13 protein-coding genes are annotated in these 13043 nt (G+C 42.8%); all 13 read right to left on the bottom strand.

The window, feature by feature from the left end; all coding sequences use genetic code 11:
- Positions 1-286 precede the first annotated feature (286 nt).
- The gene (locus tag I2F76_RS05135; protein ID WP_229289690.1) at positions 287-1573 is read right to left on the bottom strand and encodes a sensor histidine kinase; all 1287 of its coding nucleotides are present in this window, start codon (positions 1571-1573) and stop codon (positions 287-289) included.
- A gap of 31 nt (positions 1574-1604) precedes the next feature.
- Complete coding sequence (locus I2F76_RS05130; RefSeq protein WP_195487373.1) at positions 1605-2339, bottom strand: response regulator transcription factor; 735 nt, start codon at positions 2337-2339, stop codon at positions 1605-1607.
- 1029 nt (positions 2340-3368) lie between these two features.
- Complete coding sequence (gene groL, locus I2F76_RS05125) at positions 3369-4994, bottom strand: chaperonin GroEL (RefSeq protein ID WP_003004647.1); 1626 nt, start codon at positions 4992-4994, stop codon at positions 3369-3371.
- A 21-nt stretch (positions 4995-5015) separates the two neighbouring features.
- Positions 5016-5297 carry a co-chaperone GroES gene (gene groES, locus I2F76_RS05120; protein ID WP_024055367.1) on the bottom strand — a complete coding sequence of 94 codons (282 nt, stop codon included), beginning with the start codon at positions 5295-5297 and terminating at the stop codon, positions 5016-5018.
- A gap of 129 nt (positions 5298-5426) precedes the next feature.
- A complete protein-coding gene (locus I2F76_RS05115) occupies positions 5427-5720 on the bottom strand; it encodes a hypothetical protein (protein WP_003004348.1) in 294 nt (97 codons plus the stop codon).
- Between the two features lie 101 nt (positions 5721-5821).
- A complete protein-coding gene (locus I2F76_RS05110; protein WP_037585172.1) occupies positions 5822-6676 on the bottom strand; it encodes a PTS system mannose/fructose/sorbose family transporter subunit IID in 855 nt (284 codons plus the stop codon).
- Entirely contained in the window at positions 6660-7502 is an 843-nt protein-coding gene (locus I2F76_RS05105; protein ID WP_003004789.1) for a PTS mannose/fructose/sorbose/N-acetylgalactosamine transporter subunit IIC, read from the bottom strand. The genes I2F76_RS05110 and I2F76_RS05105 overlap by 17 nt, the downstream gene beginning before the upstream one ends.
- Before the next feature lie 56 nt (positions 7503-7558).
- A complete protein-coding gene (locus I2F76_RS05100; protein ID WP_000261775.1) occupies positions 7559-8053 on the bottom strand; it encodes a PTS system mannose/fructose/N-acetylgalactosamine-transporter subunit IIB in 495 nt (164 codons plus the stop codon).
- A 14-nt stretch (positions 8054-8067) separates the two neighbouring features.
- Positions 8068-8505: a PTS sugar transporter subunit IIA gene (locus I2F76_RS05095; RefSeq protein ID WP_031572670.1), complete on the bottom strand. Its 438-nt coding sequence runs from the start codon at positions 8503-8505 to the stop codon at positions 8068-8070.
- Between the two features lie 140 nt (positions 8506-8645).
- On the bottom strand, positions 8646-9944 hold the full coding sequence (locus I2F76_RS05090; protein ID WP_195487372.1) for an ABC transporter substrate-binding protein: 1299 nt from the start codon (positions 9942-9944) through the stop codon (positions 8646-8648).
- Positions 9941-10624 (bottom strand): response regulator transcription factor, encoded by a 684-nt coding sequence (locus I2F76_RS05085; protein WP_070664840.1) that lies wholly within the window; start codon positions 10622-10624, stop codon positions 9941-9943. Before I2F76_RS05085 ends, I2F76_RS05090 begins: the two co-directional genes overlap by 4 nt.
- Positions 10621-11946: a sensor histidine kinase gene (locus I2F76_RS05080; protein ID WP_195487371.1), complete on the bottom strand. Its 1326-nt coding sequence runs from the start codon at positions 11944-11946 to the stop codon at positions 10621-10623. The genes I2F76_RS05085 and I2F76_RS05080 overlap by 4 nt, the downstream gene beginning before the upstream one ends.
- Positions 11946-12929 carry a substrate-binding domain-containing protein gene (locus I2F76_RS05075; protein WP_195487370.1) on the bottom strand — a complete coding sequence of 328 codons (984 nt, stop codon included), beginning with the start codon at positions 12927-12929 and terminating at the stop codon, positions 11946-11948. The genes I2F76_RS05080 and I2F76_RS05075 overlap by 1 nt, the downstream gene beginning before the upstream one ends.
- Between the last annotated feature and the right edge of the window lie 114 nt (positions 12930-13043).

Here is a 13043-nt window from a genome sequence, read left to right as displayed (position 1 = left end):
ATCCCTCTTTTCTTATTGATCTTGTGTCCATTATACGTCAAAGAGAAAGCCTTGGAGGCTCTCTGTCAGAATCGGTCAAAAAATCGTCGTGAATGGTCAAAAAAGAGGCTGGGACAAAAGTCCTAGCCTCTCAATTATTTTTGGATTGTCGAGCAAGACGCAGTGGTTGAGTGGGCTCTACTACGCTGATTTCATCAGCTTTTACAGCCCTACTCAACTGTGCGGAGGTGGGACGACGAAATCGAATTCTAACGAATGACCGATTTCTGTCCCACTCTCTCTTCCATTATTCCTTCCAAAAGGTCAGACTCTGGGTAAATCGGTAATTTGAACTCTTGGTAGACACTGTCGTTTTGGGATACTTTTCCAGTAATTGTTGGATCTTGTACAAGCCAAGACCGCGGCCATCTCCTTTACTTGAGTAGTCCCTTTCAAAAATTCTCGCCAGATCTATTTTTTCAGCTTTTGTACTATTTTCAACTATTAAGGTGAGGGAGTTTCCCTCCTGAAGCATGACAAGAGTCAGCTGTGGGTCATCTGATTCAAGACTCGCTTCGATAGCATTGTCACAAAGGATGGATAAGAAGGTGATGAAATCTAAAACCTCGATGAATAGATTACGAACAGGTTCATCGATCTCGACAGAGATCCCAATCCCTTTATTTTGAGCTTCCAACAATTTTGCGGACAGAACACTTTTTACAGCTGGATTTTCGATGTGACTGAGTTTGGCAATATCAAACTTGCTATCGTAAAATTGTTGGCCACTCTCTCGGAGAACATTCTCATAGACTTCCCTGATCGCATTGAGGTCTTCGTGCTCAATACTTAATTTGAGACTGGTTAAAATATTCAGGTAATCATGACGAAAGGCACGAATCTCCCCGTAGAGCATTTCGACGTGTTGGCTATAGGTGGCTAACTCCTGCAGTTGCCTATCTTTTTGTTCCAGAATCTCTTGTTTCAATCGTTCTTTGGACACTGCATTGAAATACAAGAGCATCACAAAAAACAAAATCAAATAAATACTATTTAACTGTTTCCGCAAAGCATCTGCATGCGGAATAATATCCTCAAAAACCACCAGACCTACAACACTGAGCAAATACACAAACATGGAAAGATCCATTGGGAGTAAGAAACGATTAAAATACTGCCGTTGAAAGCCTACTTTTAGATCTGTAAAATCTAGTTTTAACAATTTAGTGATTCCTATATAAACAGGAAAGACCAGCAATTCAAGTAGAGCATCATACCAGCTGACAGATGCCTCACGAACAAGTACAATCCCTAGCATCGGAAAGACATAAAAGGCTAAGAGACGCCCAATGAGACTCTCCATGACAACCGGGTAGAGCCCATAAAAAATGTTCAAGAGGTGTCGTATGTTACGATTTCGATAGAAACTATAGGCAATAAATACTAAGAAATAGCCAAAAAAGCCTACCGGTGGCACAAGGGTAAAGATAATTGCAAAGAAGAAAGGGCACAAAAAGAGCCAGCGCCAAGCGAACTCTTGTCTACTGATATGACGATAGATCAGCATGCTGACGAAGAACTTTAGGTAAGACATTAGAATATCTAACAGCAATTCCTTCTCCCTTCTATTTTTTCAAAGCTTCCAGTAAGCCTCTATACTTGGTCCGTGAGATCAAGCAATTGTCCCCATTTTCAAAAAAAGCTTTCTTGGCTTCCTTATCAATCTTCGTAATATTTTGTGGATTCACCACAAAGGAGCGGTGGCACCGATACAAGCGGGGATCTGCTTTTTCGATATCGGCAATACTAGCGTAAAATTCCAAGCGCTCATCCTGGGTGTGTAAAATGACCTTGTGAATAGTTGGAGACGTTTCAACATACAAAATCTTATTAAAGGGAACTTGTACACGCGCCATCGCACTCTCAAATGTAAAAGCATCTTGTGCAATCGTGGTCCCAGCTTGCTCCAAGGTATAATCGATGGCTGAGCTGATTCTCTCTCTGAACTCTTCCTCACCCAGCGTTTTATCGATAAAATCCAAGGCGGCTACTTTGTACTGAAAGGTAATGGGCATGAATTCAGAGTGAGTGGTGACAAAGACAATGGTCGCATGGGGGTCTTTCTTACGAATCTCTTTTGCAATCTCCAGACCTTTTTTCTCCTCACCTTTAATCTCGATATCTAAAAAGAATAGGTGATGAGCGCCTCTCTCTGTGATAGCATCTAGCAACTGGCTTGATTTCCCAAACACTTCTGGCGCTTTGCATTGCAAGGATTTATGAGCAATCAGTTCCTGCAAGACCGATTCGATTCGTGATTGCTGGATCCACTCATCTTCTAACACAAAAATCTTCAACAAAGTCTTCACTCCTTCCCCTCGACGAATATGTTCTATTTTACCATAAATAATAGCTGCTGAGCCACTCTTTCAAAGTAGACTCAAAAGGCATTCTATCTTTTTCTCCTTAACAAGAAAAAACTCTCCCGGAGGAATCCGGAAGAGCTTGCGCAAGGGGAATTTGAAAAATATTTTTTAATATGAAAAAGGTCGATAAAATCTACACTATGTTCAAACTCTCATTTTACTAACAGCGATATTACGATCAAGTTTTATTGTCAATAGACATGTATGTGGGAAGTTCTCCCCTTGCAACAATGTAGACCTGTGATCTACTCTTAATAGTATACACTAGAATTATTACAAAATCAGTTAATTTGTATTGCAATTTGTTGGCAAATATTCCTCCGCCTGAAAACACAACAAACGCTTGATTCCCAAGCATCTACGCAAGTCCTCTTTAACTAGTATTTATCATTTCTGTTACAAAATTTAAAATAAAAATATTATTCCATAACAAATGAAAATCCCAAAGCACGATAAAAAGAGGCTAGGACAAAAGTCCTAGCCCCTCAATTATTTTTGGATTGTCGAGCAAGACACAGTGGTTGAGTGGGCTCTACTACGCTGATTTTATCAGTTTTTACAGCCCTACTCAACTGTGCGGAGGTGGGACGACGAAATCGAATTCTAACGAATTACCGATTTATGTCCCACTCTCTTTGAGCTAGTAAGACGATTAGCCAGACCGCACAATAGCGGCTGGCGTCAAATGATGAGAGTCATAGCCTCAATCATTTGTAGCGGTTACGACGCGAAAAAGGGAGGAACGATACTTTCCTCCCTTTGAGCTAGTAAGACACTTCGGCAAGGCACCATGGTGCTTGCCATAACAATAAATGCACCTGATAAATTAACCAAGGGGTTACGACGTGAAAAGGGAGGAACGATATTTTCCTCCCTTTGAGCTAGTAAGATGATTAGGTAGGCCGCAACATAGCGGCTACCGTCCAATGATTCGGTGCTTTAGCACCAATCATTGGTATCAGGTTACATCATCCCACCCATCATGCTTGGATCCATTCCTGGTCCTGCTGGGGCTGCTGGTTCTGGTTTGTTGGCTACGACTGCTTCGGTTGTCAAGATCAGACTCGCTACGGAAGCGGCGTTTTGAAGGGCTGAACGGCTCACTTTAACTGGGTCGATGATTCCTGCATCAATCATATTCACCCATTCACCTGTTGCGGCATTGAAACCTGTTCCGACTTCGGCATTTTTCAAGCGATCAATCACAATAGATCCTTCGTAACCGGCATTGTGGGCAATTTGGCGCACCGGTTCTTCCAAAGCACGAAGAACGATATTGCGTCCGGTCGCTTCATCTCCTTCTAATTCAAGGGCTGCGACTGCAGAGATGACATTGACAAGGGCTGTACCACCTCCGGCAACGATCCCTTCTTCAACGGCTGCGCGAGTCGCATTAAGGGCATCTTCGATACGAAGTTTCATTTCTTTCAATTCTGTTTCTGTTGCAGCACCGACCTTGATTACGGCAACACCACCAGACAATTTAGCCAAACGTTCTTGTAATTTTTCACGGTCAAACTCAGAGGTTGTGGTTTCGATTTGTGACTTGATAACAGCGACACGGTTAGCGATCGCTTCTGGGTTACCAGAACCTTCGACAATGACAGTACTGTCTTTATCGACTGAAACTTTAGCTGCTTGACCAAGTGCTTCAATGGTTGCATCTTTCAATTCCAAACCAAGATCGTCTGTAATGACTGTACCACCTGTCAAGATGGCAATGTCTTCTAACATGGCTTTGCGGCGATCTCCAAATCCTGGTGCCTTGACAGCTACGACATTAAAGGTACCGCGGATCTTGTTCAAGACAAGTGTTGGAAGAGCTTCGCCATCGACATCATCAGCGATGATCAAGAGTGGACGGTTGCTTTGAAGAATGCTTTCCAACAATGGCAAGATTTCTTGGATATTTGAAATCTTCTTGTCAGTGATCAAAATGTATGGATTTTCAAGGTCTGCTACCATTTTTTCATTATCAGTGACCATGTATTGTGAAAGGTAACCACGGTCAAACTGCATTCCTTCAACGACTTCCAGTTCTGTCTCCATTCCACGAGATTCTTCAATCGTGATAACCCCATCTTTGCCAACTTTTTCCATGGCTTCAGAGATGTACTCACCAACTTTTTCAGAACGAGAAGACACAGCAGCTACTTGAGCAATCGCTTCCTTGCTCGATACTGGGATCGCATTGTTTTTCAAAGCTTCTACTGCTGTTGCAACAGCGGTCTCAATCCCACGACGTATGCCAATTGGGTTAGCACCTGCAGTGACGTTTTTGATCCCTTCACGGACGATGGCTTGAGTCAAAACCGTTGCGGTCGTTGTACCGTCACCTGCGATATCATTGGTCTTAGAAGCCACTTCTGACACCAATTTAGCACCCATATTTTCAAAATGGTCTTCCAATTCGATTTCTTTTGCGATGGTCACCCCGTCATTTGTGATCAAGGGTGAACCAAATGATTTTTCAAGAACCACATTGCGACCTTTAGGGCCCAACGTAACTTTCACTGTATCTGCTAAGACATCGACACCACGGACCATTGCAGAACGTGCATCAGATGAAAATTTAATATCTTTTGCCATTTCTCTTACCTCTTTCTTCTCTTACTCTACAATTGCAAGAATGTTCGCTGTTCCAACGATGGTGTAGGTTTCTTCCCCATCTTTCACTTCAATTCCTGCATGGCTTTCAACCAAAACGTGATCTCCTGCTTTTACAGCTGGGGCGATGAGTTCGCCACTTAGGGTACGCACACCTTCACCAACGGCCACTACTTCAGCTGTTTTTGTATCAGCCTTGCTCGCACCGGCGAGGACAAAACCTCCAACAGTCTGTTCTTTTTCTTCTACTTTTAAGACCACACGGTCTCCTAATGGTTTTAACATGTTCATTCCTCCATACGTGTTTTTAGCACTCTCTATACGTAAGTGCTAACTTATGTTTCTATTGTATCACTTGGTCAGAAATAGTCAAGAAAAAAACACCTCAAAAATAGATGAGATGTTTCTAAAATATCAATTTAAAATTGTCAATTTTTGATTGAAATCGTCGATCACTTTTTGAAGATTGATCCGCCCGCGGTAGATGCCATATCCAAAAACAATCATGCCTAAAATTCCAACCAAGGCTAGTAAAATCCCGAGGATCAAGAGTGGGAGGAAACTTTTGTGAAAGAGATAGATCAATACCACACCAATACTGGCAATGATAAAGAGTAAGCTGAACCAACGACCAAGGTTTTCAAGCATGTGGCGTTGGTACTTGATTTCTGTTTCATATCCATTGACAAGTTCTTGTTTTGTAACCATGGGATTCCTCCTGATAAAAATTGAGAATGAAGTGCAAGTAAAGGAGGTCAATTCACTTCATTCTCAAAAACTCCTACTAGCAAATTCGTTTTTTCTTTTCCTTAGTATTTAAGATGTGGGTCGAAGATACCAAGGGCAACACCGATCAAAGCAACTACAACGAGAAGTAACATAACTTTGTTTGGTGAAATTTTTTTCTTAGACATCAACCACCAGCAAAGAGTGATGAAGGCTGCTGTCAAGAGACCTGGATAAACACCATCGATCTTTTCTTGGATGTTCAAGAAGACTTTTCCTTCAGAATTCTTGAATTGAAGGGCTGTTGTAACAGATACCCAAGTAGCTGCTACGGCACCGATAACCATACCACCGACAACGCTGATCGCTTTACGAAGAGCTTGTCCTTTTGGTCCTACAAGGAATTCAACGGCTTTATCCCCTAATTGGTAACCTTTGAAGAAGGCAAAGCGCATACCAAAGTAGACTAAGAGGTTCCATACGACGATGTAGAAGAGGGCACCAGCGACGTTACCACCTTTAGAAAGGCCAAGGGCAATCCCCAAGAGAACTGGAATCAAGGTACCAACGACCAATGAGTCACCAATACCAGCGATTGGTCCCATCAAACCGGCACGCATACCGTTGATGGTTTCGCCATCCACTGCATCTCCGTTTGCACGCGCTTCTTCCAAACCAGCTGTGATCCCTACAACAAGAGATCCAAGTTGTGGTTCAGTGTTGAAGAAGGCCGTATAGGTTTGCATAGCATCCTTTTGTTCTTCTTTTGTGTCATACATTTCTTCTACGATTGGAAGCATAGAAGTCAAGTACCCGAAGGTTTGCATATGTTCTTGAGAGAAACAAGTCAAATGACCATAATACCAATGATGGAATGCTTTTGCTAATGTTTTCTTTGAAATTTTCTTTCTATCAGCCATTTTAAATATCCTCCTCATCATCGTCTTGGTCCACCACTCCGGCTGGAGCAGCTTTCATCGATTTGATCACTTCAAGTTCATAGTAGATTACTGCAAAGATTAATGAAACAACGGCACTGGATACCAAGTTCAATCCGAGAGATTTCGCCAAGGTAAATCCAACAAAGAATGGAATGAAGTCAGTTGCTTCTGTAACAATTTGTTTCAACAAGATGGCAATACCGACACATGGGAGAAGAGCACCGACTGTAAAGAGGGCTTTCATCCAGTAACCATCCATAGGAAGGTATTGTTTCATCAAATCAACCATGTTTTCACCGTATTTGGTGATAATCATTGTTGGAAGGAAAGAGAAGAGGAAATGAGAGATCCAAGGGTAAACCCAGTCAACTGCGTAGAGTTTTTTGAAGTTTCCTTCTTCAACGGCTTTCCAACCAATGTGTTGCCATACCAAGTTCATAGTAGCGGTACCGTAGAAAAGAACTGTACCGATTGTCCCAACGGCTGCACCGATTGGAGCTGCAGCTGCGGCGATTCCTGCTTCATCTGTGATGTTATTGGCATGCACAAACAAGATAGCAAGAGGAACACCGATGTAAGAGATGGCACGCACATCGGCAGATACGGTACCACCAGGTGTTACCAAGGCGATATAAACGACTTGAAGGGCAACCCCGACCATAATACCGGTTGTCACATCTCCAAGAATTAAACCTGAAATCAACCCACCGATCAAAGGACGACCGAGTGTATAGTTCCCGATACTGGAACCCCCCATACCAGGCATTGAAGACAAGCTGGCGAAAATACCAAGCAAGATTGCTTGAATCCATGAAATTGTCATAACAAACGCTCCTTTTGTTTGTAAATTTATTTACCTAACAGATAGGACTGTTAGTTTTAAAAACCAAATTTTGATTTGAAATCATCCCAATACCCGATGGAAACATCTGGCAACAATTGGAATTTCACCTTGTAGCCTGCTGCTTGAATAGCTTGGAAGGCTTCTGCTTCTTCCTGAGTGATGGATTGGTTATTTCCCAATTTTACAGCTCCAGGACGATCATTTGCAGGGCCTACGATGATTTCTTTAACATCACCTGGGACAAACCCTTGGTCGACCAAAATTTCCTTCATATCGATTGGATTTTTGGTGATCAAGAAGTAACGACTATCTGATTCTGTTACTTTTGCTGATTTTTCTTTAAAGGCTTCCTTTGTCCATACAAAGGTTTTCTTGTCTGATGCGCCTTTGTAAGCTTGAATCAAAACCTTGTTTGATGCTGCTGCATCGTTTACGGCAATCAAACCATCACATGGTTTTTCCTTTGCCCAGCGTGTGACTGTCTGACCGTGAATCATGCGGTCATCAATCCGTACAAATGTTACTACCATAAGGTACCTCCCTATTAAATATCGTCATCATCTTCTTCAGCACCAGTGGCTGAAACTTCAAAAGGCTGTAGTGCAGATCGTGCTTCTGATAAGATGGTGGCTGACAAATCGTCTCCATCCAACACATCCTTCATCACAACTGCCGTCAAAGCCATGGTGAGGTTCATCCCACCAAGGATCAAGGCTCCATCGAGCTTTCCAGCTTCTTCTAGAACCGTGGCTGCAGTGGTTAATGGACTACCACCTACGATATCTGCCAAGACCAAAACAGAATCATCAGCTGTCAATCCTGAAATGCTCTCTCTGAAATCAACTGCGAAGTCATCGACCGATTTTCCTTCTTTGAGTCCAACTGCGATGACCTGATCCATCTTATCACCAGCAAACATGGCTAGTGATGTTTTTAGACCTTCTGCCAGTCCACCATGACTGACCAAAACGAGGTATTTCATTTTTCTACGCCTCCTTTATTTGACTCTATTGTAGATTATTTGAAAGCGGTTTTACATTGTCAAATGTCACATTCCTAATATGACATTTAGCAATAAAAAAATGACATCTGTCACTTGACAAAATGCCATCTTATTTTACTCTAAACTCCTACCTGTAGACTACTTTCAATCTCCCTCTGAATTTGAGGCAAACGGTTCTCGACATCCTGATCGCGCAATGCATTACCAATCAAGTAGTCTAGCTTTTCTAACACCTCTTTTGAGACATTTTTCGGACTACTTTCAACAGCTTGTTCCATGATGCGGTTCAAGGTCTGATTGGTCAAGGAATCTGTTCCAAAATCATCCACCTGCAGAAGGTCTTTACTAGAGCGACTCTTGACGACCTGTGGCATGAAAGAGATCCCTTGGGATTGGGCAAAGAGGGTTTGTTGAATGTCTGGATCCTCTGTTAAGAGTTGCATCAATTCCCAAGCCAACTTGGAATGAGAACTTCGAGCCGACATAGCAAAAGAAGTCGTCGTGACCAAGGTTGCCTTGGTCGTTTTTGACTTAGCAGGCATTGGAATACAGGTCCAGGTAAAGTTTGAATATTTAGAAACGTGGTAGGGATAAGGTTTATAGGTCCGATATTGAGCCAAGGTCATGGGATAGAAGGCGACTTTCCCCTGGTCAAAATCTTTAGAGCTCACCTTGTAATTTTTATTTAGATCTTCCAATTTTTGCAGAAAAGTCAAAGACTCTTTCACTTCTGGAGCTGTCAGCTTGAGCATGCCTCCTTGGAAAAGATGACCTCCATTTGCCGCCAAGGCTTCTTTCCAGGTGTATTCTGTACTCCCAAATTGGTCCAGTTGCCCATCCCCATTGGTATCTTTGGTTAGTTTCTTGCAAATCGTATAGAACTCTTCAAGGGTCCAACCTTCTTTGGGAACCGCGATGCCTTCTTTATCCAAGAGATCTTTATTGACACACATCAAAATCGGATTGCTTTCATAAGGTAAGGCATAGGTTTGCCCCTGATAGACACCCGATTCAAAGGCAACGGGATAAAAGGCAGCTTGATCTTTTCGATCCATATAGCCGTTTAACTTTTCTAGCACCCCTCGCGCCGCTAATAAGGAAAGATCTTGCTCAGAGACCATAAACACATCTGGCGTCTTTCCTGAGACAATCTTTTCGGAGAGCCAGTCAGAATAATCCGACTGAGGAATCCCATTTTCATACTCTACACGAACGTGGGGATGGGATTTTTCAAATTTTTGAATCGCACGATCCAAGGCATGGGAACGTTGACTGGTCGGCACATCCCAGCTAGAACCTGCATAAACGCCGATATGGAGTACGGTCGGTTGCTGTTTCCACCAATAAAAACCTGCGCTCACACAGAGCACAACAAGGAGACCAATCCCCCAACAAAGATGCTTTCGCTTCAATTTCATTCTGTATTTCCTTTAGAAAAATCACGTCTCGTCACTCCTGTTTGGACTGACCAGATCGCTAATTGCGTTCGATCTCGTAGGTTTAATTTCGCCAAAATCGTTGATAAGTAATTGCGCACGGTTCCTTCTGATAAGAAAAGTTTGGCTGCAATTTCTTTATTGGACTCCCCATAGCCGACTTCTTGGATAATGCGCCATTCCGTCGTGCTCAAATCCTTGACATTGTCCTCATCTACAGCAATAGAGAAGTTGGTTTTGGCCATTTGTGAGAAAATTTGAAAGACTTTACTAGCGATATTCGGGTTGATCATAGCTCCGCCTTGATGCACCACCTTAATCGCTTCATAGAGTTCCTCTGTCGAGGCTCCCTTTAAAAGATAACCTGAAGCACCATACTTGAGTGCACTATAGATAAATTCATCATCATCAAAGGTTGTTAAAATAATAATTTTGATATCTGGGTAGTGTTCTTTGACCTCTTTTGTGGCTAAAACTCCATCCATGCCTGGCATCCGAATATCCATCAAGATCAGGTCAGGATGTGTCTGCGGAATGCTAGACAGGACGTGATTGCCGTCTTCCACTGTGGCCACCACTTCGATATCGGGGTGGGCTGACAAAATAATTTTCAGAGATTCTCGAATCAAGGCCTGGTCATCTGCCACCATTACTTTTATCACCATCTATATCTCCCTTCTTTATATTTCGGTAAACTGACGCGCGTGAAAAATCCATCGCGGCTTTCAAATTGAAGCTGTCCTCCTAGGATGGAAATTCGTTCCATCATCTGCTTGAGTCCATAGCCATAGGTCAAGGTTTCAAACCCAACCCCGTTGTCCTGCAACTCGATCAGGTAATCTTCTTCATCCTCAAAAAAATGAAGGCTCATCTGACTGGCATGACCGTGGCGAACCGCATTAGTCATAGACTCTTGGATCACACGAAAGATCGTATCTTCAATCATGACGTCCATATCGACATCGACCCATTCATAGTGTAAATCAACCTGCAAATTGGAAAGTGTCTGGTACTCGCGGATCATCTTTTCCAAAGCATCTTTGAGAGTTCGTCCCTCAAGGGCACCTGGACGGAGGCGATTGAGAGAGCCCCTCACATCCTGGATCCCTTCACGAACCACTTCTGATACACTTTTCACCTGCTCTTTTGCCCGATTGGGATCGATATCAATCAAGACCCCAACAGCATCTAAGCCGGCCGAGATCCCTGTTAGCGCGTGTCCCAAGGTATCGTGAATCTCCCGAGCAATCCGCTTGCGCTCTCGATCCTCTGCAATTTTCTCAGACAAGGCCATATAGTTGTTCAACTCCGTATTGACCTTCGAAACCATGGCCAACTCTTCTTCCACTTCGTGGTTTTCCGCAAGAACATTCATAATATAGAACAAAAGCGAAATAATGAAGAGCACCATATTCAAGGCATAGAGGGAATTCTTTAAGAAAAAGGCCAGAATCCGAATGGAGGCAGGATAAAAATGAATATAGACATCAAGAGAAGGTATCGGAAAGAAAAGCGAAAAGACGTCTGAATTGGTCACAAGAAGCATCAAGAAACTCACTAGGATAAACGCAAACCAATACCTGCGGTCTCGCTTGGTATTCAACTCTTTGGAACCATAGAAGATATCTGCAAAAACCAAGAGAATGAGCCCGTTATAAGCAACATTTTGAACCCACATCAAGAGCAACATCAGGAGGATCTCCAGAATGTTCCACTTATCAAAAATGGACCATCGACTCGTTTGAGACCGATAACGACTCATGGAGATCAAGGCAATTCCAGCAAATAAGAGCGCAGACAACCAAAAAGTTGTAGAGGGCGCAAAAGGAATGCGCTCTAAGCGTTCTACCAATAGAGAAGCTTGTCGTTGGGCAATGATATAGTTGGTTGCTTGAAGATAGATGATGCTGTTGAGCATCACAGCGATAAAATTCACGACCATCAGGATGGCCAAACTGTATCTCACACCTCTAAATTTTCTCATTACTGCCACCCATTCACATCAAAGTGATCGATGTTTTCCTTTGTCATCATTTGAACCGGAATGGTTATCTCTTTTTGGTAGCTCTTCCCATCAGCCATATCTTGGATGACCTCCATCACGCGGTCTCCCATCTTCAACGGAGACTGGGCAACGGTTCCTACGACATCATCTGTCGAGTGCAGCAAGGCTTTCATATCTGGTGAGCCATCAATCCCATAAATCGCAATGGAATGGGTGATTCCTTGCTCCTTGATCGCCGCTAAAGCTCCTATAGCCGATCGGTCATTCAGGGCAACTAGGGTATCAACATTCCCCCCTGACTGCAAGAACTTACGGACAGCGGGCATGGCGATCTCCGTCTGACCCTTGGTTTCTAGTTCCGAGATGATCTCATAAGATCCATGTCCTTTGATGGTATCCTTAAATCCCTGAATCCGCGTATCTGCTGAAACAGTCCCTTTGTGCTCCAAGAGAAGGATCCGAGCATTTGAAGAGCGTTTCATCAACTCTTTCGCAATCAAGACTCCTGCTTGGTAGTTATCAGAGACAATGCTGGCATCTGGCTTAAAATGCTTGAGCTGGGTATCAACTGCAATGATCTTAATTCCTTGTTTTCTAGCTTTTTTAAGAGCCCTTAAAATAGGCTGACTATCCCCTTTGACCGGATTAATCACAATCACATTTACCTTTTGAGCGCAAAAATCATCGATCTGCTGGCTCTGCCTTTTTTCATCCAATTCTGGATCTCGGACATAAACAAGAGCCCCTTTCTCATCGGCAATTCGACTAATTTCCGAATGAATACTTTTATAGAACTCATTGTTCATGGTCATATAGGTAACACCGATCTTGGTCTGTCCCTTCATGCTACTGGTTTGACAAATCGCATAGATCCATAAGAGGATGCAGGCCACTGGAATCAACAGTAGAACCCGTTTTATCAGCCATTTCAACCGTTCTTTTCTCTCTTTTTTTCCTTTCAAACTCCGTTCCTTTTCTGAAATTTTTGAATATATATTAGTTTATTTTACTACTTTTTCAAAAAAAGTGCTTGTTTTTATTGTACAGATGTATTTATTTGATTCATTTTAAAAAGA

The organism is Streptococcus parasanguinis, from assembly GCF_015557775.1.
Lineage (GTDB): Bacteria > Bacillota > Bacilli > Lactobacillales > Streptococcaceae > Streptococcus > Streptococcus parasanguinis_AA.
This window is presented reverse-complemented; position numbering and strand designations above follow the sequence as displayed.